At 69.2% G+C, this 23,480-nt stretch carries 18 protein-coding genes; 11 read left to right on the forward strand and 7 right to left on the reverse strand.

The features are described from left to right. Positions 1 to 91: 91 nt before the first annotated feature. The 6 genes from AB7E03_RS10030 to AB7E03_RS10055 are packed head-to-tail and all read left to right on the forward strand — an operon-like array spanning position 92 to position 5,410. Complete coding sequence (locus AB7E03_RS10030) at positions 92 to 1,030, forward strand: N-acetylglucosamine kinase (RefSeq protein WP_489941269.1); 939 nt, start codon at positions 92 to 94, stop codon at positions 1,028 to 1,030. Then, positions 1,027 to 2,328 (forward strand): extracellular solute-binding protein, encoded by a 1,302-nt coding sequence (locus tag AB7E03_RS10035; RefSeq protein WP_489941270.1) that lies wholly within the window; start codon positions 1,027 to 1,029, stop codon positions 2,326 to 2,328. Before AB7E03_RS10030 ends, AB7E03_RS10035 begins: the two co-directional genes overlap by 4 nt. After that, the gene (locus AB7E03_RS10040; RefSeq protein WP_489941271.1) at positions 2,325 to 3,284 is read left to right on the forward strand and encodes a carbohydrate ABC transporter permease; all 960 of its coding nucleotides are present in this window, start codon (positions 2,325 to 2,327) and stop codon (positions 3,282 to 3,284) included. The genes AB7E03_RS10035 and AB7E03_RS10040 overlap by 4 nt, the downstream gene beginning before the upstream one ends. After that, positions 3,281 to 4,129: a carbohydrate ABC transporter permease gene (locus AB7E03_RS10045; RefSeq protein ID WP_489941272.1), complete on the forward strand. Its 849-nt coding sequence runs from the start codon at positions 3,281 to 3,283 to the stop codon at positions 4,127 to 4,129. The genes AB7E03_RS10040 and AB7E03_RS10045 overlap by 4 nt, the downstream gene beginning before the upstream one ends. Positions 4,130 to 4,161: 32 nt before the next feature. Next, entirely contained in the window at positions 4,162 to 5,193 is a 1,032-nt protein-coding gene (locus tag AB7E03_RS10050) for an SIS domain-containing protein (RefSeq protein WP_489941273.1), read from the forward strand. Between the two features lie 58 nt (positions 5,194 to 5,251). After that, positions 5,252 to 5,410 carry a hypothetical protein gene (locus AB7E03_RS10055; RefSeq protein ID WP_489941274.1) on the forward strand — a complete coding sequence of 53 codons (159 nt, stop codon included), beginning with the start codon at positions 5,252 to 5,254 and terminating at the stop codon, positions 5,408 to 5,410. A gap of 234 nt (positions 5,411 to 5,644) precedes the next feature. Here the strand turns inward: AB7E03_RS10055 and AB7E03_RS10060 are convergent, their stop codons facing one another. Next, entirely contained in the window at positions 5,645 to 5,860 is a 216-nt protein-coding gene (locus AB7E03_RS10060) for a hypothetical protein (protein ID WP_489941275.1), read from the reverse strand. 102 nt (positions 5,861 to 5,962) lie between these two features. Here AB7E03_RS10060 and mgrA point away from each other — a divergent pair, with 102 nt between their 5' ends. Then, positions 5,963 to 7,000 carry an L-glyceraldehyde 3-phosphate reductase gene (gene mgrA / locus AB7E03_RS10065; RefSeq protein WP_489941276.1) on the forward strand — a complete coding sequence of 346 codons (1,038 nt, stop codon included), beginning with the start codon at positions 5,963 to 5,965 and terminating at the stop codon, positions 6,998 to 7,000. 285 nt (positions 7,001 to 7,285) lie between these two features. Next, complete coding sequence (locus AB7E03_RS10070; protein ID WP_489941277.1) at positions 7,286 to 8,848, forward strand: glycosyltransferase family 39 protein; 1,563 nt, start codon at positions 7,286 to 7,288, stop codon at positions 8,846 to 8,848. 23 nt (positions 8,849 to 8,871) lie between these two features. On the opposite strand, the gene AB7E03_RS10075 is transcribed toward AB7E03_RS10070, so the two are convergent. Continuing rightward, the gene (locus tag AB7E03_RS10075; protein WP_489941278.1) at positions 8,872 to 9,591 is read right to left on the reverse strand and encodes an SOS response-associated peptidase; all 720 of its coding nucleotides are present in this window, start codon (positions 9,589 to 9,591) and stop codon (positions 8,872 to 8,874) included. Between the two features lie 405 nt (positions 9,592 to 9,996). Here AB7E03_RS10075 and AB7E03_RS10080 point away from each other — a divergent pair, with 405 nt between their 5' ends. From AB7E03_RS10080 to AB7E03_RS10090, 3 genes are all read left to right on the forward strand, one after another. Beyond that, positions 9,997 to 11,514: a sugar transferase gene (locus tag AB7E03_RS10080; protein WP_489941279.1), complete on the forward strand. Its 1,518-nt coding sequence runs from the start codon at positions 9,997 to 9,999 to the stop codon at positions 11,512 to 11,514. Positions 11,515 to 11,618: 104 nt separating this feature from the next. Continuing rightward, the gene (locus tag AB7E03_RS10085; protein ID WP_489941280.1) at positions 11,619 to 16,340 is read left to right on the forward strand and encodes a PKD domain-containing protein; all 4,722 of its coding nucleotides are present in this window, start codon (positions 11,619 to 11,621) and stop codon (positions 16,338 to 16,340) included. A gap of 5 nt (positions 16,341 to 16,345) precedes the next feature. Beyond that, positions 16,346 to 17,497, forward strand: coding sequence for a glycosyltransferase family 4 protein (locus tag AB7E03_RS10090; protein ID WP_489941281.1), 1,152 nt, complete (start codon positions 16,346 to 16,348; stop codon positions 17,495 to 17,497). 236 nt (positions 17,498 to 17,733) lie between these two features. Here AB7E03_RS10090 and AB7E03_RS10095 read toward each other — a convergent pair whose 3' ends face one another. The 5 genes from AB7E03_RS10095 to AB7E03_RS10115 are packed head-to-tail and all read right to left on the reverse strand — an operon-like array spanning position 17,734 to position 23,323. Beyond that, the gene (locus AB7E03_RS10095; protein WP_489941282.1) at positions 17,734 to 19,083 is read right to left on the reverse strand and encodes a hypothetical protein; all 1,350 of its coding nucleotides are present in this window, start codon (positions 19,081 to 19,083) and stop codon (positions 17,734 to 17,736) included. Positions 19,084 to 19,088: 5 nt separating this feature from the next. After that, positions 19,089 to 20,591 (reverse strand): tyrosine-protein kinase domain-containing protein, encoded by a 1,503-nt coding sequence (locus tag AB7E03_RS10100; RefSeq protein WP_489941283.1) that lies wholly within the window; start codon positions 20,589 to 20,591, stop codon positions 19,089 to 19,091. A 28-nt stretch (positions 20,592 to 20,619) separates the two neighbouring features. Continuing rightward, positions 20,620 to 21,351 carry a hypothetical protein gene (locus tag AB7E03_RS10105; protein WP_489941284.1) on the reverse strand — a complete coding sequence of 244 codons (732 nt, stop codon included), beginning with the start codon at positions 21,349 to 21,351 and terminating at the stop codon, positions 20,620 to 20,622. Next, positions 21,348 to 22,112, reverse strand: a complete 765-nt coding sequence (locus tag AB7E03_RS10110; protein ID WP_489941285.1) for a CDP-alcohol phosphatidyltransferase family protein — start codon at positions 22,110 to 22,112, stop codon at positions 21,348 to 21,350. Before AB7E03_RS10110 ends, AB7E03_RS10105 begins: the two co-directional genes overlap by 4 nt. Beyond that, positions 22,109 to 23,323, reverse strand: coding sequence for a DUF1972 domain-containing protein (locus AB7E03_RS10115; protein ID WP_489941286.1), 1,215 nt, complete (start codon positions 23,321 to 23,323; stop codon positions 22,109 to 22,111). The genes AB7E03_RS10110 and AB7E03_RS10115 overlap by 4 nt, the downstream gene beginning before the upstream one ends. Between the last annotated feature and the right edge of the window lie 157 nt (positions 23,324 to 23,480).

Below are 23,480 nucleotides of genomic sequence, written 5' to 3' on the forward strand. Positions count from 1 at the left end.
GGTCCGCGGGCGGGGCTCTAGGTTTGGGCTACTTCTTCTCACTCCGATAGGAAAGAAGAAGCCTTCCCTACAGCGACGCAGAGGAGCAGACGTGATCGTCGGAATCGACATCGGCGGCACCAAGACGCACCTGTGCGTCGAGGACGACGCCGGCGGCGCGCTCCTCGACCGGTCGGTGAAGACCGCCGACTGGCAGCACGGCGGCGACCTCCACGCGGAGGACAACGTCCGCGGCCTCCTCGACCTGCTCGCCGACGTGTCCGGCGCAGACACCGCTCCCCTCGTCGTCGGCGCCCACGGACTCGACAGCGAGGCGCAGACCCTCGCCTTCTCCGAAACCCTCGCCGAGCTCCACGACGGCCCCGCCCTCGCGGTCAACGACGTCGAACTGGTCGGCCCGGCCGCGGGCTTCGACGAAGCGATCGCGGTCATCGCCGGCACCGGCAGCAAGGTCGTCGGCCGCCGCGCCGACGGGACGCTGGTGAGCGCCGGCGGCTACGGCTACATCCTGAACGACCCGGGAAGCGCGCCGGCGCTGGTCCGCGACGCCGTCCGCACCCTCTTCGACGCGGTGGATGAGGACGAGCCGCGCGACGCCCTGGCCGACGCCCTCTACGCGCACTTCGGGGTGCACGAGATCGTCGGCCTCTCGAACGCGCTCACGGTGCGGCCCCGGGTCACGGTGTGGGGCGCCGCAGCTCCGCTCGTCTTCGCCGCCGCCGAGGCGGGAAGCGCCCGCGCGACCCGGGTGATCGATGCCGCAGCGGACGAGCTCGCGCACAGCGTCGAACTCGTGCACAGGCGCGGTGCCGCGGGCACCGACGTGGTCTGCGCGGGCGGCGTGATCAGCCACCAACCGCGGCTCTTCGACGCGCTCGGCGAGCGCCTCCGCGCCCGCGGCCTCACCCACTCCATCCACCTGCTGGACGTCCCGCCGGTCCGCGGCGCGCTCGCGCTCGCCCGGCGGCTCACGGAGGCGGCCACCGCTGTCCCCTTCGCACCAACAACACCATCACGGAGGAAGTCATGAGAATCACATCCACCGGGCGCCGCCGCGGCCTCGCGGGCCTCGCGCTCGCGGCGACCGCCGCTCTCGCGCTCAGCGCGTGCAGCGTCACCGGCGCCGGCAACTCGTCGGGAGGCGAGGGCGACGGCACCGGGACCATCAACGCCCTGTTCATGAAGCAGGCCGGCTACTCGGAGTCGGACGTCAACTCGATGATCAAGGCGTTCGAGGCGAAGAACCCGAAGATCACGGTCAAGCCGACCTTCGTCGCCTACGAGGCCCTGCACGACAAGATCGTCACCTCGGCCCCCGCCGGCACCTACGACGTGGTCCACCTCGACGTGATCTGGCCGGCCGAGTTCGCATCCAAGGGCATCATCACGGATGTGACCAAGCGCTTCCCGGACTCGTGGAAGAGCGACATGCTCGGCGGGGCGCTCTCCAGCGCCGAGTACAAGGGCAAGTACTACGGCGTGCCGTGGGGACCCTCCACCAAGTTGTTCTTCTACAACAAGGACATGCTCGCCAAGGTGGGTGCCTCGGCCGACGACGTGAAGACCTGGGACGGCGTCCTCACGGTCGCGAAGAAGCTGAAGGACGCGGGCGTCGTGCAGTATCCCATCGCCTGGAGCTGGGCACAGGCCGAAGCGCTGGTCTGCGACTACGCCGAACTGCTCGGCGCCTACGGCGGGCAGTTCACCGACTCCAGCGGCAAGCTCGCCATCAACAAGGGTGCGGGCGTGCAGGCGCTCGAGTTCATGAAGAAGTCGCTGGATGAGGGACTCACCGACCCGGCGTCGACCACCTTCCTCGAAGACGACACCGACAAGTCCATGGCCTCCGGCAAGACGGCGATGGAGCTGAACTGGGAGTCGACCTTCCGCGACCAGAACGACCCGTCGATCTCGAAGGTCGTCGGCCAGATCGCGGTCACCCCGCCGCCGGCGGGCCCGAACGGCGACAACCCGGGCGTCAACGGCTCCATGGCCCTCTCCATCGGAGCCAAGTCGAAGCACCAGCTGGCCGCGTGGAAGTTCGTCGAGTACATGACCAGCGAGGCCGTGCAGGACAAGTACGTGAAGAGCTCGATGACGAACTGGAAGTCGAGCTACACCAAGGAGGACATCACCAAGACCAACCCCGAGGTCTTCGCGGCCGCCGGCAAGGCGTACGACTCGATGATCCTCCGGCCGCCGGTGGCGAACTACAACTCGGTCTCGCAGGCCATCCAGGTGGAGCTGCAGAACGCGCTGCTCGGCAAGAAGTCCCCGCAGCAGGCCCTCGACGACGCGGTCAAGGCCGCGAACGAGACCCTCGGATGACCGGCGTGTCGGTCGCCGGAGTCGAGACGGAGCGACGCACCCCCACCGCCGAGGGTCGCCGTAACCGCCGCAAGCGCGACAACCAGGGGAGGCTCGCCTTCTGGCTGCTTCTCCCGGCCGCGCTCGCGGTGTTCGGGGTGATCGTCTACCCCATCCTCCGCACCCTCCTCATCTCGTTCTTCGAGGTGAATTCGGCCCTGGCGACCGACACCCCGTTCGTCGGGCTTCAGAACTACGTCGACGTCCTCACGTCATCCGGGTTCTGGGCGGCGATGGGACGGACGCTGTACTTCACGCTCGTCTCCACCGCCCTGGAGCTGGTCTTCGGCCTGATCGTCGCGGGGCTGCTGAACGCGAAGCTGCGGGCGCGCTGGCTGTTCCGCGCGATAGTCATCATCCCGTGGGCGATCCCCACCATCGTCAACGCGGCGATGTGGAAGGGCATCTTCAATGCGCAGTACGGGTCGCTGAACGCCGCGCTCACCCAGCTCGGCATCATCGATCAGTACCAGGCGTGGCTCGGCGATCCGACGCTCGCCCTGAACATGGTGATCATCGCCGACGTCTGGAAGACCACCCCGCTGGTCGCCTTCTTCCTGCTCGCCGGACTCACGTCCATCCCGACAGAGATGTACGAGGCGGCCAAGGTCGACCGGGCCAGCTGGCCGCGGATCTTCCGCTCCATCGTGCTGCCGATGCTGGTGCCGTCGATCTCGATCGTCCTGGTGCTGCGCACGGTGGAGGCGTTCAAGGTGTTCGACATCATCTACGCGATGACCCGCGGCGGGCCCGTGAACGGCACGCAGACCGTCGCGTACTACGCGTACACGACGGCCTTCTCCGACCAGAACTTCGGGGTCGGGGCTGCACTGTCGTACATCATCGTGCTGGTCATCCTGGTGCTGACCTTCATCTACCTCCGCATGCTGCGCCGATCCGAGATGAGCCTGCTGTGAAACGGACCACCCGCAACTCGATCCTCATCCACGCGGCCGCGGTTGTCGTCTCGATCATCATCCTGCTGCCGTTCGGCTGGATGGTGGCCGCCAGCGTGACGCCGCAGCGCATCCTCATCTCCACACCGCTTCAGTGGATACCGGACACGCTCGACTGGAGTCGGTACGAGCTGATCTTCCGCGGCGGCGGGGAGAGCGTCGGCGCGACCTTCCGCGCGGCACTGGCCAACACCACCATCGTCGCGGTCGGGACCGTCGCTGTCTCGATGGTCGTCGGCATCCTGGGTGCGTACGCGTTCGCGCGGCTGCGGTTCCGCTTCCGTCAGGCGGTGCTCATCCTCTTTCTGGCGACGTACATGCTGCCGCAGATCGCACTGCTGATCCCGCTGTACCTCATCCTGAACTCGCTCGGCCTCCTCGACAGCGTGATCGGCCTGATCATCGTGGACTGCTCGCTGGTCGTGCCGTTCGTGCTGTGGATCCTCAGCAACTACTTCCTGACGATCCCCGAGGAGCTGGAGGAGGCCGCGCGCATCGACGGCGCGACCCGGCTCGGCGCCCTGTTCCGCGTCGTCCTCCCGGCCGCCCGGCCCGGCATCTTCGCGGCCATCATGTTCGCGTTCCTGCTCGCGTGGGACGAATTCATGTACGCGCTCATCTTCACCTCGTCGAACGCGGCGAAGACCCTGCCGGTCGCGATCAGCGAGTTCGCCGGCCGGTACACCACCGACTTCGGCCTCGTCGCAGCGGGCGGCATCCTCGCCGCTATCCCGCCGATCGTCGTCGCCCTCATCTTCCAGCGCTACGTCGTCAGCGGCATGGCCGCCGGCGCCGTCAAGGGCTGAGCGACCACCCCTCCCCTCACAGAAAGATCTCCATGGAACCCACAGCTTCATTCGTCGACGCCATGCGCGCTCAGCCCGAGAACCTCGCCCTCGCCCACGAGACGCTGCTGCGCGACCTCGCCGCCGCCTCGCTGCCGCACTGGGGCGCCGACGACAGCGTCGCGGTCGTCGCGATGGGCGCATCCCTCAACTCGTCGCACACGCTGGTCGCCGCGCTCGGAGCCATCGGCCGCCCGGCCGCCGCCTTCGTCGCGTCGGACGTCGCCGACGGGTTGCAGCGCGTGCGCGCCGACCACAGCATCGTCGTCTCCGAGTCGGGCCGCAGCCCCGAACCGCTCGCGGCCGCGCGCACGCTCGCTGCGGGCACGCGAATCGGCCTCAGCAACTTCCCCGGTCAGCCGATCAAGGACGAGGTGGGTGCGGTGCTCGGCTTCGGCGGGTTCCCCGACTCGCCCGTCTACACCAGCGGATTCACCGCGACGATTCTGGCGTACGCGCTGCTGCTCGACCATGTCGGTGCGCTCGATTCGGGCGCGGAGGGCGCTCGCATCCCGTCGCGGGCCGCCGACGCGCTCCGGGACTACGCCGACGTGGCGGAGACGGTCGGCCGCGTGCTCGCGGCGGCGAAGACGATCGACGTCGTCGGCCGGGGCGGCTCGCTGACCGCGGCGGCCGAGCTGTCGCTCATGGTGCGGGAGGGACTGCGCACGCCGAGCTCCGCGTTCGAGACGTTCCAGTACCTGCACGGGCCGATGGAGGTGCTGTCGGACGACGACGCCCTGGTGATCTTCGGCGACGGGCGGGAGCTCAGCATCCCCTGGTCGGTTCTGGATGCGGGAGTGCCGGTCGTGCTCGTGACGGCCGCCGACGCGTCGGCGGTGCCGGGAGCCGGCCACGCCAACCTGACGGTCGTACAACTTCCGTCCGGGCTGGGCATCTTCGAGCGCGCGGTCGTCGAGACGGTGATCGGACAGCTCGCGATCGCCGCAGCCATCGAGCACAAGCCGTACCCGTTGGAGGAGTTCCTGTACCACCAGGACGACACCAAGCTGCCGGTGCGTTAGGCACGCCCGGGCCGCAGAGCCTGTTGACGAGACGGCTCAGCGGGAGTCAGATGAAGGCATGATAGCTCTCATCGTGATTCTGCTGGTGATCTGGCTGGTCCTCGCCATCCTCGGCTTCGCCATCAAGGGACTGCTGTGGCTCGCCATCCTCGGCCTGGTGTTCTTCGTGATCACTGCGATCGTCGGCTGGATGAGGAGAGGCGCCAACCGGACCTGATCACTCCTTCGACCGCAGCGGCGGCCGTGCTCACCTCGAGCACGGCCGCCGCTGTCGTTTTCGGGGGTGCTATCGAAGGATGTAACCGCTCCCATCTCCTTCGATTGGCAGTAGTGAAGGAGATTCGGCGGCGAAACGGCCGAATCTCCTTCGATAGCCGGAGGGCGGAGGGGCGGAGGGCGGAGGGCGGAGGGCGGCGGAGGGCGGAGGCGGCCGGCGGTCGGCAAGGGAACGTCAGGGCTGCTCTTCGTCGGCGAGCGCGTCCGTCTGCAGGGTGTCGGCGTTCTCCTCGTCGGCCGGGAGCTCCGGGGTGGGGTCGAACGCTCCTCCCGAGGGCGCCTGGCCGGCGGCCGTGGGCTGGTCGTGCACGGGGGTGTCGGACGGTGCGGGGGCGCCCTGCGGAGCGCCCGGCGTCGTGGAGTCGTCGCTGGGGGTCAGTTCGTCGGTCATGGCCCCAGTCACGCCCCGACCGGCGGATGTAGCAAGGGGGTCGATGAATCCGATCACCCGCAGCGGTTGGACTTCCCACGGCGCAGGGACGAATGTGGACGCATGGCCTACGTTGCGAACCCCTCCCGATACGACGACATGCTCTACCGCCGCACCGGACGAAGCGGCCTCGACCTGCCCGCGCTGTCCCTCGGCCTCTGGCACAACTTCGGCGACGACCGGCCGTTCGAGACGCAGCGGGCGATCGTGCGGCGGGCGTTCGACCTCGGCGTCACCCACTTCGACCTGGCCAACAACTACGGCCCGCCCTACGGCGCCGCCGAGATCAACTTCGGCCGCATCCTCAGCGAGGACCTGGCGCCGTACCGCGACGAGATCATCGTGTCGAGCAAGGCCGGCTGGGACATGTGGCCCGGCCCGTACGGCCAGGGAGGCGGCGGCCGCAAGTACGTGCTCGCCAGCCTCGATCAGTCGCTGAAACGCCTGGGCCTCGACTACGTCGACATCTTCTACTCGCACCGGCCCGACCCCTCGACGCCGCTGGAGGAGACCATGCAGGCGCTCGACACCGCGGTCCGCTCAGGCAAGGCGCTCTACGTCGGCATCTCCTCCTACAGCCCGGAGGAGACCAGGCGAGCCGCCGAGATCCTGGACGACCTCGGCACGCCGCTCCTCATCCATCAGCCGTCGTACTCGATGCTGAACCGCTGGATCGAGTCCGAGGGACTGCTCGACACCGTGGACGAGCTCGGCGTGGGCGTCATCGGCTTCACCCCGCTGGCTCAGGGGATGCTGACCGACAAGTACCTCGAGGGCGTGCCCGAGGGGTCGCGGGCGACCCGGGGCGACTCCTTCGACACCGGCTGGCTCACCGACGAGGCGATCGGGCACCTGCGGGCGCTGAACGACATCGCCGGCCCGCGAGGTCAAACGCTCGCGCAGCTCGCCCTGGCGTGGGCCCTGCGCGACGACCGCGTCACTTCCCTCGTCATCGGAGCGAGCAGCGTCGGCCAGCTGGAGCAGAACGTTGCCGCGCTGGGCGCGACGTCGTTCACGGATGCCGAGCTGGCTGCGATCGACGAGCACGCCGTCGACGCCGGTGTGGACCTGTGGGCCGGCGCCCGGCGCGGCGAGGTGTGAGCGCCCGCGGGTACCACTTCCGCTGACGGCCGTCATCCCCTGCCGCCTTTCGGTGTGCCCGCTTAGCGTTGAGAATGAGCACGCTGGATGTGACGACGGCGCCGCACGGCGCCGGAGTGTTCCCGGCGTGTGTGGGGCGGATCCCGGGCACCCGGCGTGAGCAGCAGGGCTGCCCGGGATCCGGTTACCCGCCGCCTGTGAGTTTCGGTAGCGCTCGCCCATTCGTAGCCCAGGGTTTGCTGGTTGTCTCGACAGTGTTCCCGTCCGACGTCTAGAAGCTGAGATATGACCGTCCTCGTCGAGCCGGACACCCGAGCCGTCCGGCCGCCGCGCAGGCTCGGGCCGTGGACGATCGCGCTCGCATTCGGGCTGGCGGCGACGGTGCTGTCCGCCGCGTTCAGTTGGGTCCCGTCGCTGTGGGGCGACGAGGCGGCGACCCTCCTGTCGGCGAAACGCCCGGTCGGCAGCCTGCTCGGGATGCTGCTCCACGTGGATGCGGTGCACGGCCTCTACTACCTCGGCATGCACGGGTGGATCCGGCTGGCCGGGGAGAGCGCGTTCGCCTTGCGCCTGCCGAGCGCGCTGGCGGTCGGGGCGGCCGTCGCAGCCGTGACACTGATCGCCGGTCGTCGCGGCGGCAGGCGCGCAGCACTCGTGGCCGGGGTCGTCGCGTGCGTACTCCCCCGTCTGACCTACGCCGGCGAGGAGGCGCGCTCGTACGCCTTCACCGCTGCCGCGGCCGCGTGGCTCACCCTCCTGCTGCTGTGGCTGATCGACGGAGGCGGCCGGCGGCTGACGCCGGGCGCGCGCAGGCTCGCCTGGGTGCTGTACGGCGCGGGGATGGCGCTGACCTCGTACCTCTTTCTCTACACGGCGACACTGCTCGTCGCCCATGGAGTCACGTTGCTGGCCTCGCGGGCGTCGCGGGCGACCGCGCGCTGCTGGGCACTGGCCTCGTCAGCCGCCGTACTCACCCTGGTGCCGCTCGCGGTGCTCGCCTATCTCGAGCGCAATCAAATCGCGTACCTGGGCGAGACACCGGACGACCCGTCCATCTGGTACTACTTCCTCTGGTTCGGGATGCCGTGGGTCGCCATCGCCGCCTGGGCGCTGATCGGTGTGGCGCTGTGGCCGGCCTGGCGGGCGTGGCGGCTGCGCGCAAACCGCCCGGTCGCTCCAGGGTCGCGTCCCGTCTCGACGGTGCTGGTCGCATCCACCTGGCTGTTCCTCCCGACGGGCGTGCTGCTGCTGGTCAATGCGGCGTTTCCGCTGTACACCGGCCGGTACTCGACATTCGCGGCGCCGGCGGCGGCCCTCCTGGTCGCCGAGGGCATCTTGGTGCTCGGGCGGCGCCTCGGCCGTGACCCTCGACGCGTGGTGGGCGCGACCGTCACCGCGACCCTCGTCTTCGTCGCCCTGTGCGCGCCGGTCTACGTGCTGCAGCGCGGGCCCTACGCCAAGAACGACAGCGACTGGGCGGAGGTCAGCGCAGCTATGGCAACCAATGCGGCTCCCGGCGACGCCGTGGTGTTCGACCAGTCGGCGAAGCCGTCGCAGCGCCCTCGCCTGGCGATGCGCACCTACCCGGCGGGGTTCGCCGGACTGAAGGACCCGACGCTCCGTGTGCCGTACTACCGCAATGACGGATGGGCAGACCGCCAGTACTCGGTCGCTCAGGCCGACCATCGCGGACGGTTCGACGGTATCGAGCGGGTCTGGCTCATCGAACTGGACATCGAGGGCGTCGAAGACACCTGGGGCCTCCGCGACCTGCACACACTCGGGTTCGCCGAGACGGGCCGACACATCGAGACCCACCGCAGCGACATCATCGAGCTCACGCGGTGAGCGGCATCACCCGGTGAGCGGGCTCAGGCGGCTTCGACCGGCTGGATGAGCTGCGGCCCGTCGTCGCTCGTCTTGAACGGTGCGACCTGGTCGAAGTGCAGCGTCTGCGCCTCGGCGACACCCGCGCGCACGGCTTCGTCGACGAGCGCCTGGTCGCCGACGATCGACGGGTCGATCCAGTGCTGCCACAGCTCCTCGGGCAGGATGACCGGGTTGCGGTCGTGGATGTCGGCGAGGGTCTGCACAGCATCCGAGGTGAGGATGGTCGCCGTCAGCACCCAGCGCTCCGGGTCGTCCTCTTCCTTGCTGTGGTCGCGCCACCACGAGTAGAGGCCGGCGAAGCCCATCAGCCGCCCTTCGGGATAGCGGATGAAGTACGGCGTCTTGTGACCTTTCTCACCCTGCCACTCGTAGTAGCCGCGGGCGAGCACGATGGCGCGGTGCGATTGGACCGGCTTCCTCCAGGTCGACTTCTCGGCGATCTCCTCCGCCCGCGCGTTGAAGGTGGGGAACTTCAGCTTCAGGGTGTCGGACCACGAAGGCACCAATGACCAGTGCGCGCGCTCGAACCGGAGTTCGCGGGTCTTCGCCGAGTCGATCAGCACGGGGATGTCGTCGGTCGGCGCGATGTTGTAATCGGCCTCCCAGTCGGCCGTCCATTCCTCGGGCCGCCGCCCGGTCGCCTCAACGAATTCGGTGATCTCGGCGTTGACCCTGTCGTCCATCGCGAACCTGCCGCACATGCGCCCCAGCATAGGCGTGACGACCGACACGAACGTCGTGAGCAGCTTCGCCGAGCGAAAATGAGCAATTTTCACCCCCAAAAGCGGGTGACGCGAACCTGTGAAAGCGATGTATTCTCACTTTTGTGCATTGGTGAGGAACAGTCACTTTAAGTCTCTCGACCACACCCGATCACACCACCCGATGCAACACCAACCCGACCCGCAGGTGACACCCGTGTACCCGATTCTGCCGCGCCGAGCGCTTCCCGCACTCAACCCCATCCGTCTGGGGAGCGCTCGGCGCGCGCAAAGCCACGGACGTCACCCCCTGAGCGGAGTCGGCGGCGGTGAAGCCGTTCGAGACCACGGTTTCCCCCCAGCCGCCGTCGGCTCCCCGGTGGCCCAGCAGACGGAGGCGGCCGCATGACCGTCATCCGCCCCCGCCTCCACGCACCCGTCGCACCCGCCGAACTGGCCGGGCTGATCTCGGGACGCACCTGGGCCCGCCTGTACCGCTATCGTCTCCTCGCAACGGACACGGCCATCATCCTGGTGGCCACCATCGGGGCGGTGTTCGTCCGCTTCGGCTTCGACGACGCGGCCGCACCGACGTCCGGCTTCCACATCGACTACCTCTACCTGTCGCTGCTCATCGCCGCGACCTGGCTGTTCACGCTGTCCGTCTACCACACCCGCGATCCGCGGGTCGTCGGCCTCGGCGTCTCCGAGTACCGCCGGGTCGTCTCGGCGAGCGCCATCACCTTCGGCGTTCTCGCCATCTTCTTCCTGGTCGCGAAGGTCGACATCGCCCGCGGCTACTTCATCGTCGCTCTCCCGGTCGGGATGACCGGGGTGCTCTTCTCGCGCTGGCTGTGGCGGCACTGGCTGATCCGCCAGCGCACGTTCGACCACTACCTCTCGCGAGCGCTCGTGGTCGGCCGCTTCGACGACGTCGACTACGTCGTGAACCAGATCCACCAGAACTCGGGAGCGGCCTACAAGGTCGTGGGCGCTGCTCTCGATACCGGAAAGCGCAAGGGGGCGAAGAAGGACGCCGAGCTCCGGCGCCACATCGCCGCCCCCGAGCGCGAAATCCCAATCGTCTCCGACCTGTCGGGGGTCGCGGACGCTGCGGCGCGGCTGGGCGCGGACACGGTGATCGTGGCCGGCCGCGCCCTCAGCAGCGGCGATTTCGTGCGCAAGCTGGCCTGGAAGCTGGAAGGGACGGCGACGGAGCTCGTGCTCGCCTCCCCGCTGACCGACGTCGCGGGTCCCCGCATCCACTTCCGTCCGGTGGAAGGGCTCCCGCTCATCCACGTGGAGATCCCGCAGTTCGAGGGCGGCAAGCACGTGCTCAAGCGGGCCTTCGACTTCTTCGCGTCGGGGCTCGCGCTCCTGATCCTCTCTCCCCTGTTCCTCGCCGTCGCGATCGCCGTGAAGCTCGACGACAACGGGCCGGTCATCTTCGCGCAGGAGCGCGTCGGCCGCAACGGCGAGCGCTTCACGATGTACAAGTTCCGCTCCATGGTCATCGACGCGGAGTCGCGGCTCGCCGCCCTGCGCGAGAACAACGACGGCCAGGGCCTCCTCTTCAAGATGAAGCACGACCCGCGGGTGACCCGCGTCGGTCGGACGCTGCGCAAGTTCTCGCTCGACGAGCTCCCGCAGCTGGTCAACGTCTTCCTCGGCGACATGAGCCTCGTCGGCCCGCGCCCGCCGCTCCCCTCCGAAGTGGAGGTGTACGAGAACCACGTCCACCGTCGCCTGTACATCAAGCCGGGCCTCACCGGCATGTGGCAGGTGAACGGCCGCTCCGACCTCTCATGGGAGGAGAGCGTCCGCCTCGACCTCTACTACGTGGAGAACTGGTCGCTCACCGGCGACCTCGTCATCATGTGGCGCACCGTCAAGGTTCTGACACATCCCGTGGGGGCGTACTGATGCGCCCCCGCCCCACCCCCGGCAACGAACCGCTCCACCAGCACCGCCCCGACCACCCCCTCCCCGACCACCGTCTTCCCGACCACACAGACACCGAGGTTGTCATGCGCACACCACACCGCCCTCGCTCTCGCTCGCTGGGCATCCTGACCTCCGCACTCGTGGGCGCAAGCCTCGTGTTCGGCGGCCTTGCGATCGCTCAGCCCGCAGCTGCGGACACGGCGCCACCCGATCCCACCAACCCTGCGACGCCGGTGACCGTCAGCGACGACGTGCTCCCGACGCCGCAGGTCAACGGCGTGGTCTGGGCGCAGACCGTCGTCGGCAACACGGTGTACGTCGCCGGCAAGTTCACCTCCGCCCGCCCGGCAGGGTCGCCGGCAGGCACGAACGAGGTCGCGCGCAACAACCTCCTCGCCTACGACATCACCACGGGCACGCTGCTCCCCTTCGCGCCGAACCTGAACGCACAGGCGCTCGGGATCACAGCGTCGCCGGACGGAACCCGCGTGTACGTGGTCGGTGACTTCACCTCCATCGACAGCAAGGGCTATTACCGGCTCGCGGCGTTCTCGACGGCTACGAACACCATCGTCAGCTCGTTCAAGCCGATCATGGAGTCGCAGACCCGCGCGGTCGCCGCATCCAACACGGTGGTCTACACCGGCGGCGACGCGTCCACCATCAACGGCGTCGCACGCAAGTACGTCGGAGCGGTGAGCGCGACCGACGGCTCGACCCTCAACTGGCAGGCCGACGCGGACGCCGCAGTGGATGCGCTCACGCTGACCAAGGACGGCTCCAAGCTGATCGTCGGCGGCCGCTTCCAGAACATCGGCGGCGTCGCCAACTACGGCCTCGCTGCGGTCGACGCGAACACGGCGGCCATCCTGCCGTTCGCGGCCAACCAGACGGTGCGCAACGCCGGCACGCAGGCGAGCATCACCGCCCTGTACGCCACCAGCGACCGCATCTACGGCTCCGGCTACGTCTTCGGCGCAGGCGGCAACCTCGAGGGCAGCTTCTCGGCCGACCCGAACACGGGAGCGATCAACTGGGTCGAGGACTGCCACGGCGACACGTACTCGATCTACCCGCAGGGCGACAACGGCCCGCTGTACGTGGCCGGCCACCCGCACTACTGCGGCAACATCGGCGGCTTCCCGCAGACCAGCCCGACCTGGACGTTCTACAACTCCATCGCGTTCAGCAAGGCTGCGACCGGCACCATCACCGCTGACCCGTACGGCTACTACAACTGGGCGGGCACCCCGTCCCCGTCGCTGCTCGACTGGTTCCCGAAGTGGACCGTCGGCACCTTCACCGGGCAGAGCCAGGCCACCTGGAGCGTCTCGGGCAACTCGAAGTACGTCGTCTACGGCGGCGAGTTCCCGACCGTGAACGGCATCGCGTCGCAGGGCCTCGCCCGGTTCGCGGTCCCGTCCGCAGCTCCCAACAAGGTCGGCCCGCAGGGCATCCCGCTCACCCCCACCGCAGCGTCGTTCAACGCCGGTGAGGTGCGCGTCAGCTTCGCAGCCACCTACGACATGGACAACGGCTACCTGACCTACAAGGTGTACCGCGACGCCGGCACCACGCCGGTGTACCAGACGACCGTGCGCTCCAACTTCTACACGCGGCCCATGATCGGCTTCACGGACAAGGGCCTCACGCCCGGCAGCCACCCGATCTACCACGTGAAGGTCTACGACCCGTTCAACAACACCACCTCGCGTGACACCAACGCGGTTACGGTCGCGGCCACCAACAGCGGCGGCCCGTACGCCGACTCGGTGACGCAGGCGGGCGCATCCTCCTACTGGCCGCTGGATGAGGCGAGCGGCACCACCGCGTTCGACCACATCGGCTTCAACGACCTGCAGGAGACCGCGGTCACCCCGAGCGCTGCAGGACCGATCGCCGGAGTGACGGCGAGCACGTTCAACGGCAGCACCAGCCTGGCCGTCACGCCCACCGCGATCACCGGGCCCGACACGTTCACCGTCTCGGCGTGGTTCAACACCACGACCACCAGCGGCGGCAAGATCATCGGCTTCGGCAACGCCAACACCGGTAACTCGGGCAGCTACGACCGTCACGTCTACATGGACAACAACGGACGCATCTACTTCGGTGTGTACCCGGGATCGGTCCAGACGCTGAACAGTGCCGCCGGCCTCAACGACGGGCAATGGCACCAGGTGACCGCCTCCCTCGGCGCGAACGGCATGCGGCTGTACATCGACGGCAAGCAGGTCGGCTCCCGCACCGATGTCACCAGCGGTCAGGGCTACACCGGCTACTGGCGGGTCGGCGGAGACAACATCGGCGGCTGGACCAGCCAGCCGGCGAGCAACTTCTTCTCCGGCAGCATCGGGCAGGTCGCGATCTACCCGACGGTCCTCGACCGCAGTGTGGTCGTGAACCAGTACGTCGCCTCCGGACGCCCGTCGCCTCTGGCGCCGGCACCCGCCGACGCCTACGGCGCCGCGGTGTACAACGGCAACCCGGACATCTTCTGGCGTCTCGACGAGACCAGCGGATCGACGGCCAACAGCGCCGACGCGTACACGAACAACGGCACCTACTCGGGCACCGCGACCACCAAGAACCAGACCGGAGTGCTCCCTGGAACCGCGGACAAAGCGGTGAAGTTCAACACTCCGCTCTTCGGTTCTGGCGGAAGCCTCGTGACGAGCAACCAGCAGTTCTCCAATCCGACCACCTACACCGAGGAGATCTGGTTCAAGACCAGCACCACCAAGGGCGGCAAGCTGATCGGATTCGGCGACGCCAAGACCGGGCTGTCGGGCAGCTACGACCGTCACGTCTACATGCAGGACGACGGACGGCTCGTGTTCGGCACCTGGACCGGCCAGACGAACACCATCACCACCCCGAACCCGCTGAACAACAACCAGTGGCACCAGGCGGTCGCCTCGCAGGGCGCCGACGGCATGAAGCTGTACATCGACGGCGCGCTCGTGGGCACCAACCCGCAGACCGGCGCTCAGGCCTACAACGGCTACTGGCGCATCGGCGGGGACAACACCTGGGGTTCGACCAGCCCGTACTTCAGCGGCACGCTGGATGAGGCGGCTGTCTACTCCACGGTGCTGTCGGCTCAGGATGTGGCCAACCACTACAGCCTGGCGACCACCGGCACCCTGCCGAACCAGACCCCGGTCGCCTCGTTCACCCAGAACACCTCGGTGCTCACGGTGAACGTGGACGCCTCGGCCTCCACGGACGCGGACGGCACCATCGCCTCCTACGCCTGGGACTTCGGAGACGGCACGACGGGGAGCGGCGCGACCGCATCCCACACCTACGGCGGCACCGGCGTCTACGCCGTGACGCTGACGGTGACGGACAACCAGGGCGCGACCAACGCGACCACCCAGAACGTCGGGGTGACCGCACCGCCGCCGAACCAGCCCCCGGTGGCCGCATTCACCTCGAACGCGACCTTCCTGGATGCCTCGTTCGACGCCTCCGGCTCGTCCGACCCTGACGGAACCATCGCGTCCTACGCCTGGGACTTCGGAGACGGAGCGACGGGGACCGGCGTGACCGCGACCCACAGCTACGCAGCCGCGGGACCGTACACGGTGAAGCTGACGGTGACCGACGACAAGGGCACCCCGGTGAGCATCACGCACGACATCACCGTGCAGGCTCCGCCGCCGAACCAGGCCCCGGTGGCCGCGTTCACCCCGTCGGTGACCAACCTGTCGGCCTCGTTCGACGGCACGGCCTCCAACGACCCGGACGGCACCATCGCCTCCTACGCCTGGGACTTCGGAGACGGAGCGACGGGAACGGGTGCGACGACGACCCACGCCTACGCCACCGGTGACACGTTCACCGTGACGCTGACCGTGACCGACAACAAGGGTCTGACCACCTCGGTCCAGCACCCGGTCACGACCACCGTCCCGCCGAACCAGCTGCCGACCGCGTCCTTCACAGCCACGGTCACCAACCTGGCGGTTGCAGTCAACGGAGGTGCGTCGTCCGACCCGGACGGCACCATCGCCTCCTACGCCTGGAACTTCGGTGACGGATCCACCGGCACCGGGGCCACGGCCAGCCACACCTACGCAGCGGCCGGCAACTACACGATCACGCTGACGGTGACGGACAACCGCGGCGGCACCGGGACGGCCACCAAGCCCGTCACCGCCACCGCACCGGCACCCAATGCGATCGCGCAGGACGGCTTCGAGCGGACCACCGCGAACGGCTGGGGCACAGCCGACATCGGCGGGGCGTGGACGCTCTCGGGCGGCGCCACCAGCTTCAACACCACCAACGGCCTCGGCCAGCAGGTGGCGGCGGCCGGCACCACGAAGACCGCGACGCTGAACACGGTGACCTCGACGAGGTCGGATGTGACGGTGACGATCTCCGCGGACAAGGCGGCGACCGGCGGCGGCATCTACTACTCGGCGATCGGCCGCATGGTCGGCTCGGCCGACTACGAGGGCCGGGTCTGGGTGAAGGCGGGAGGCGCCGTGCAGCTCCAGCTGCTGCAGGGCTCCACCACCCTCACGGCGGCCAACATCGCCGGGCTCACCGCCAACGCAGGCGACCAGCTGAAGGTGCGGGTCCAGGTGTTCGGCACCTCGCCCACCACCGTCCGCGCCAAGGTCTGGCTCGCCAGCGGTACGGAGCCGGCGAACTGGACGCTCAGCGCGACCGACAGCACCGCCGCCCTCCAGGTGGCCGGTACGACAGGCCTGCGGACGTACGTCTCCGGCACGGCGACCGACATCCCGGTCACCACCCGCTGGGACAACTTCGCGGTGGTCCCGGTACCGTGACCCAGGTGCGGAGGTCTCGCCGCACCATCCTCGTGGCGCACCCCGGTTCGGAGCTGTACGGCTCCGACCGGGTGCTCCTCGAGTCGGTGACCGGACTGCTCGACCACGGCTGGGACGTCCTCGTGGCCGTCCCGGCCGACGGCCCCCTCGTCGCCGAACTCCGGCGGAGGGGGGCACGGGTCGAGCTGTGCGTCACCCCGGTGCTCCGCAAGAGCGTCCTGCGGCCCCGCGGCTTCGCCCGGTTCGCCGCGACGACCGCGCGGGGCATCGTCGCAGGGGCCGCCCTGCTGCGCCGCGAGCGTCCGGCGGCGGTGTACGTGAACACGGTCACCATCCCCCTGTGGATCGGACTGGCCCGGCTGGCGGGCGTGCCCGTCGTCGCCCACGTGCACGAGGGCGAGGCGACGGCCTCGCGGCTCGTGAAGCGCATCCTCTCGGCCCCGCTGCTGCTCGCGCAGGGCGTCATCGCCAACAGCCGCTTCAGCGTCGGCGTGCTGGAGAGCGCGTTCGCGTCGCTCGGCCGGCGCACCCAGATCGTCTACAACGCCGTCCCCGGACCCGAGAGCCGCAACCCGGCCCGTACGGAGCTCGACGGCGACCTGCGCGTCACCTACGTCGGCCGACTGTCGCCCCGCAAGGGCGTCGACGTCGCGATCGACGCGATCGCCGAGCTCGAAGCGCGCGGAGTCCCGGCCCGCCTCGACCTGGTCGGCGCGGTCTTCCCCGGTTACGAATGGTACGAGCGCGACCTCCGCGACAAGGTGGAGGCGAAGCGCCTCCAGTCACGGGTGTCCTTCCGCGGGTTCCAGCCCTCGGTGTGGGACTACCTCAGCAAGGGGGATGTCGTGCTCGTCCCCTCGGTCGCCGACGAGCCGTTCGGCAACACGGCGGTGGAGGGCATCCTGAGCGGACGCCCTGTCATCGCGAGCGCCACCAGCGGGCTCCTGGAAGCGACGGACGGATACCACACGGCCGTCACCGTCGAGCCGGGCGACGTCGCCTCGCTGGCGGACGCGCTCGAGCGCACCATCGCCGACTGGGACACCGCCGCCGCCCTCCTCGAGGAGGATGTGGAGCATGCCCAGCGCAAGCACAGCCCCGAGTCGTACCGGCAGCGCATCGCGGAGATCGTGGGCGGGGTCGCGCGCCGCAGCTGACGCTGCGTCGCTCCGCGTCGCCGCCCCTCGAGTGGTGACTCGTTGCTGCTTCGCCCGTCGAGTGGCGACATACTGTCACCACTCGATCGCTTACGGCTTCCGCCTCGTCCTGAATACAGGTCCCGTCCGGTCCTGAATTCAGGAGGGTGGGATGCGTTGTGGAGGAGATTCGGACGCGGGAGTGACGAGGCCGGTTTCCTACGATGCGGGGGCCTGTATTCAGGAGCGGGGGCGCGTCAGGGGCGGTCGGGCGCGGGCGCCGACGCGCCGGAGGCGCCAGCGGCGCCCGCCGCCGCCGGCTCCAGCCGCCGGTGCGGGCGGCCGAGCACGAGCAGGCGGCTCGAGTCGGGCGCGAGCTGCGTGGTCGCCGCCAGCCCGGCGATGAACCACACGAAGATCGAGTACTGGGTGATCAGCGCCACCGTCGCGAACGCCGGGATCTGCGCCACCAGCGCGATCGTCGCGGGCGACGCCTTGCCGCGGACGACGAGCAGGATGCCGAACGCCAGCGCGACGACGACGGCGATCAGCACGATCAACCCGTTCGTCAGTCCGGTGAGGATGAGCTGGCTGTCGATCGAACGGAAGTTGCCGAAGTACAGCGACCCCGCCGAGTTCTTCTGCGCCGACTGGGCGACTCCGACCAGGTTCATCGTCCCGAACAGGGAGGTCAGGTCGCCGCGGTAGTCCGCGCTCTCGGTCGCCTCCGAACCGGCGTCGTCGAAGACCGCCGACACCAGCGGGAACAGCACGGCGGACACGATGACGACGGCCGTCGTGATCGCGATGCGCGCGCGGCGCGAGATCGCATCACGCATGAACAGCACGGACAGCGCGACGCCGAGGAGGGCCGAGATCATGCCGATGCGGCTGAAGGTGTAGACAGTGGCCACGACCATGGTCAGCACCATGAGGCAGCGCACCCAGAGCCGGAACGGCGACGCCAGCGTCAGCGGCACCGCCATGGCGAGGCTCGCACCGAGGGCGATGGAGTGGCCGAAGGCGCCCTCCGCGCGCGGCACGCCACCACGCTCCTGGATGGTTCCCCAGATCGAGTAGAGGGAGTTGCCGGTCTTCAGCAGCACGAACGGGTTCCAGTGCGTCAGGCCTTCGATGATCGCCAGCACGGCCACAATCGTGAAGGTCACGGCGATCGCGCCGTGCACCCACGCCGGGTCGACACGCAGCGGAGCTACCCGGCCGACGATGTAGCCGGCGACGAAGTAGGTGACCACGATGATCGCGGCGCCCAGCGCGATGCCCGCATTGCCGACCAGGATGGAGCACAGCGCGGCGACGACGACGAGCGTCATCAGCGCGTCCATCCAACTCAGCCGGAAGCGGCGGATCGGCAGCAGCGCTGCGACCACGAGGAAGGCGGCGGCGGATGCAGGCGGCAGGTAGTAGTTGCCGTTGAAGCCGATGCCGAAGCCAGCCCAGATCGGCGCGAAGCACAGCACGACGATCCAGGTGGCGACGGCGAGCTTCGGCGAGCGGCGGAGGACCAGGAAGCCGAGCGCCGCGACGCCCACCGCCACCGCCAGCAGTAGCATCCGGTCGACGAGGGCGCCGCTCAGGAAGTCCATGAGGGTCAGGATGCGGAGTGCGTGTGGGCCGCGTCGCCGGCGGTGCCGGTGTCGCCGGCGGCACTGGTCGCTTCAGCGGTACCGGTCGCTTCGGCGCCCTCGGTGCCGGTCGAGGGCTTGTCGCCGTCCGCCGCACCCTTACGCCCAGGAAGCCCGAGGCGCCGCTGCGTCGGCTCGGCGACGTAGTACGCGTTGCGCTCCTTGCCCGCGGCGACCCGGTTGAGCACGATGCCGAGGACGGCCGCTCCCGACTTCTGCAGGGAGTCCACGGTCTGCGCGAGCTGCTGCTTGCGCACCCGGGTGCGGTCGACGACGACGAGCGCACCGTCGACCTGGCGGGCGAGGATGGATGCGTCGGCGACCGAGCCGAGCGGCGCGGTGTCGATCACGATCACGTCGTACCGCGCGCGCAGCTTCTCCAGCAGGTCGCTCATCGCACGCGACGAGAGCAGCTCGCTCGGGTTGGGCGGGATGGGACCGGCGGCCAGCACATCGAGGTCGCCCGCACCCCAGCGCTGCACGACATCCTCGAAGTCCGCTCGCCCGGCGAGCACCGAGGTCAGTCCCGCGTTGCCGGGCAGCGTCGTGTACGTCGCGATGGTCGGGCGCCGCAGGTCGGCGTCGATGAGGAGCACGCGCTGACCGGTCTCCGACAGGGCCAGCGCCAGGTTGGAGGAGATCAGCGACTTGCCCTCTGAGGGGATCGACGACGTGATCACGAACGACCGCGTCGGAGAGCCGAGGGTCACGAACTCCAGATTGGACCGCAGCTGCCGGTAGGCCTCCGCCGCATTCGAGAGCGGTGCGGAGACGAGCACAGGGACGCCGTCCTTGTTGCGTTCGCGCTGGATGGATCCGACCAGCGGGGCCTTCGCGACCTCTGTGGCCGTCTCGGCGTTGTGCACGCCGGTGTCGAAGGTCGCCCGGAGGACGACGATGAGCGCGCCGGCGATGAGGCCGAGCAGCAGACCGGAGAGGACGTTGAGGCGGGTGTTCGGCGACGACGCGAACTTCGGCGGCGAGGCGTGCTCGATCACGCGGACGGAGACGGTCGCAGCGCCCTGCGCGGTCTTCGGCGCGATCTGCTCCACCGTGCTCGACAGGCTCGCTGCCACCGCGTTCGCGATGTCTGCGGCTTTTTTGGGGTTCGTGTCCGTCACCGCGAGTTCGAGGATGACCGTGTTCTGCGGCGTGCTCACCGAGATCGCGTCGGCGAGCTGGCCGGGCGAGATGGACAGGTCGAGCTGGTCGACGACGGGCTTCAGCACCACGGGGGATTCGGCCAGCTGCGCGAAGGACAGCATCTGGTTCTGCGTGTAGGTGGAGCCCTGGCTCAGGTCGTTGGCCGAGCCGCCGAAGTTGAGCGAGAAGTAGAGACCGGAGGTCGCCGTGTAGCTCTTGGTGGCGAGCTGCGAGAGTCCGAAACCGAGGAGCGCCCCCGCGATCGTGGCGATGACGACGACGTACCAGAACCGGCGGAACGCCTGCGCGTACTGCTTCGAGTTCATCGGATCTCCTCGCCGGTCGCCGGAGCGATCACTGGAACACCACGAGCTGTGCGCCCGCCTGATCGCTCAAGGTTACGGTGACCTTCGCATCCTGGTCAGCAGGAACGGTGAAGACGTACACAGCGGTCGTGGATGCGCCCGGCGCAAGCGATCCGGTGAACGGCTTCGCGGCCGGGTCGTTCGCGACCGGCGATGCGGGCGTCGTACCCGAACCGTAGTAGGCGTTCACGCCCGCCGTCGAGACGGGAAATGCGCTGCCGGTGCCGTTGGTGAGCCGCAGCGTCACCTTGACGGCGGGTCCGCTGACCTCGCCAGCGCGCTTCGCGGTTGCGGTGTACGACTCGACCGAGACGACGTTCGCGGTGAGCCCGGACGGCGTCTTGACGTCCTTCTTCACCTCGGCCGTCTGGGCGACGACGCCGCCGAAGCGCGCATCCAGCTCGCCGGGTTTCGCCGGAGCGGGTGACGACGGAGCGTCGGTCGCTCCGGCCGAGGGCGTTGCGCCAGGCGTTGCGCCGGCCGTTCCGCTGTCGCTGGGGTGCGGCAGCTGCGAGGCGGCCGGCTTCAGCGCGTTCGCGACGGGGCCGCCGGCCGGGCGGGAGAACGTGTAGACGGACGCGATGACGATCGCGGCGATGATCGCGAGACCGCCGACCGTGGCGAGCGCGACGAGGCCGATGCGCTTGCGCGACCATCCGCTCTTCTTCTCCGGCGTCTCGTCCGGGGTGGGCAGCTTCTGGGTCGGGTCGTCGGATGTCATGGCCGGTCTCCTTCGGAGCGGAGTTCGCGGAACCAGCTGACTGCTGCGGCGAACAGGAAGAGCGTCGTCGCAAGGACGATGAGGGTGTACAGAACGAGGAAACCGGGCAGCCAGCCCAGCAGGACGAAGGACAGGCACAGCACGCCGTAGTCCATCGGGAGGACGAGCACGGCGCGCATCCACGACGGGCGCCCGGGGGCGTCGGTGGCGAGCGAGACCCGGCCGTGCTGCCGGCGGAGCTGCTCCGTGAGGATCATGCCGAAGAACAGCACCGACGAGACGATGGTCGAGATCAGCGGGACGATCAGCCACGCCACCGGGGTGGATGAGTGGAGGTAGAAGCCGAGACCGAGCGCCAGCGGCATGCTGACGACCTTGGTGGCATCCACCATGTGGTCGAGCCACTCCCCTGCCGGGCTGCTGCGCCCGGTAAGGCGGGAGAGCTGACCGTCGGCGCTGTCGAAGGCGTAGCCGACGAGCAGCATGATCGCCACACCGATGCCGAGGATCCACGACGGCGGGAAGACGACGAGCAGGATGAGCGCAGCAAACGTCCACACCGCGCTGATGGCGGTGACGCCGTTGGGAGTGAGTCCGGCGCGGAACGCCCACGCGGTGAGGTAGCGCCCGAGCCGCCTGTTGACGAACCGGGAGTACGCGGGGGCGCTGCGGGCGGCGGGCTTCTGGGCGGCGGCGAGCCGTCGCAGCACAGAGCCGTAGGACTCGCGGGCGCTCCCGCCGTCGAGGGTGCCGCCGGTCATGACTCCACCGCCTCTCCGGTCAGCCGCGGTCGCTCGGCGCCGATGCGCTGCGCCGTGAACGGGCGCCTGGTGCGGACCTGCACGCCGTCGGCGAGGTCTCGGCAGAGGGCTTCGTACTTGTCGGCCACGTCGTCCCAGTCGTAGGCGGCGGCGCGCTGCCGGGTGGCCTCGCGGCGGCCGGGATGCCCGGCCGGGTCGGCCTCGGCCGTCTCGATCACGCGCGCGGCGTCGCCCTCCGTGGTGAAGTAGCCGCCTGCGGCTCCCAGCACCTCGCGGTTGAAGACCACGTCGTAGGCGAGCGTCGGCGCTCCCGCCCCGATCGCGCGGAGGAGGGACGGGTTGGTGCCGCCGACCGAATGTCCGTGCAGGTAGCTGAAGGCGTTCGCGTAGAGCTGGTCGAGCAGGCGCTGGTCCCACACGCCGCCGAGGAAGCGGACGCGGTCGTCGGCGAGCGCGTGCACCTGGGCGGTGTACGCGTCGGCGTAGGGCGCGGAGCCGACGACGATCAGGGGAAGGGTCGCGCCGCTGCGGCGGTACCCGTCGACGATGGTGTGGACATGGTTCTCGGGCTCGAAGCGGGCGACCAGCAGGTGGTATCCCTGCGGCCGCAGCCCGAGGCCCTCGAGAAGGTCCGACTCGTCGGCGACCCGCGGCGCCCCGTAGGCGATCAGCCGGGTGTCCGCGTGGAATTCGTCGCGGTAGTAGTCGGCGATCCCCTGGGCGTCGGCGATCAGGCCGTCGGACCAGCGCACGGCGGCCGACTCCGCGAGCCGGTAGTAGCGGCGACCGGTGCCCTTCCACTTGTCGCGCTTCCATTCGAGGCCGTCGACGTGAGTGGCGACCGGGATGCGCGCTGCACGGATCAGCGGGAGGTACGGGGAGTTGGCGGCGTTGAAGACGAGGGCGGCGTCCGTCCGGTGACGCAGCAGGTGGGCGACGGAGAGGCCGGTGTGGCTGAGGGTCTCGAGCGACCGGCGGCGCAGCGCGCCCTTGTGGACGAGTTCCATTCCGCGGTACTCCGCGGGGCGATCGCCAGCGCCGTCAGCATCCGTGGGACGGCAGTACACGACCACGCGATGCCCGCGTTCGGCGAGGCGGGAGCCGACTTCTTCGACGGCCGTCTCGAACCCGCCGTAGCGGGCGGGAACGCCGCGCGTCCCCACCATGGCGATGCTGAGCACATCCCCTGAGCGCTTCCCCCTGGTGTGCATCGGCTTCTCTCGTTCGCGTCGGTCGGTACGGCGATTCCCGACGACGGAAACGGAACCGTGGCAGCGGGCGAGTCTCCGCGTATCTCGGTTTCGGTGTGCACCAGGGTCGGGTCTCTGTTGCCCTCACAGTCTATGACGAGAAATCCTCAATTGTTGC

This window comes from Leifsonia sp. RCC_180, from assembly GCF_058138205.1.

Coding starts and splice junctions, on each gene's coding strand:
- AB7E03_RS10100 (WP_489941283.1), bottom strand. CDS start 20,591: ATGAACTCGAAGCAGTACGCGCAGGCGTTCCGCCGGTTCTGGTACGTC.
- AB7E03_RS10105 (WP_489941284.1), bottom strand. CDS start 21,351: ATGACATCCGACGACCCGACCCAGAAGCTGCCCACCCCGGACGAGACG.
- mgrA (WP_489941276.1), top strand. CDS start 5,963: ATGGCCTACGTTGCGAACCCCTCCCGATACGACGACATGCTCTACCGC.
- AB7E03_RS10095 (WP_489941282.1), bottom strand. CDS start 19,083: ATGGACTTCCTGAGCGGCGCCCTCGTCGACCGGATGCTACTGCTGGCG.
- AB7E03_RS10085 (WP_489941280.1), top strand. CDS start 11,619: ATGCGCACACCACACCGCCCTCGCTCTCGCTCGCTGGGCATCCTGACC.
- AB7E03_RS10115 (WP_489941286.1), bottom strand. CDS start 23,323: ATGCACACCAGGGGGAAGCGCTCAGGGGATGTGCTCAGCATCGCCATG.
- AB7E03_RS10110 (WP_489941285.1), bottom strand. CDS start 22,112: ATGACCGGCGGCACCCTCGACGGCGGGAGCGCCCGCGAGTCCTACGGC.
- AB7E03_RS10080 (WP_489941279.1), top strand. CDS start 9,997: ATGACCGTCATCCGCCCCCGCCTCCACGCACCCGTCGCACCCGCCGAA.
- AB7E03_RS10075 (WP_489941278.1), bottom strand. CDS start 9,591: ATGTGCGGCAGGTTCGCGATGGACGACAGGGTCAACGCCGAGATCACC.
- AB7E03_RS10070 (WP_489941277.1), top strand. CDS start 7,286: ATGACCGTCCTCGTCGAGCCGGACACCCGAGCCGTCCGGCCGCCGCGC.
- AB7E03_RS10035 (WP_489941270.1), top strand. CDS start 1,027: ATGAGAATCACATCCACCGGGCGCCGCCGCGGCCTCGCGGGCCTCGCG.
- AB7E03_RS10055 (WP_489941274.1), top strand. CDS start 5,252: ATGATAGCTCTCATCGTGATTCTGCTGGTGATCTGGCTGGTCCTCGCC.
- AB7E03_RS10040 (WP_489941271.1), top strand. CDS start 2,325: ATGACCGGCGTGTCGGTCGCCGGAGTCGAGACGGAGCGACGCACCCCC.
- AB7E03_RS10050 (WP_489941273.1), top strand. CDS start 4,162: ATGGAACCCACAGCTTCATTCGTCGACGCCATGCGCGCTCAGCCCGAG.
- AB7E03_RS10060 (WP_489941275.1), bottom strand. CDS start 5,860: ATGACCGACGAACTGACCCCCAGCGACGACTCCACGACGCCGGGCGCT.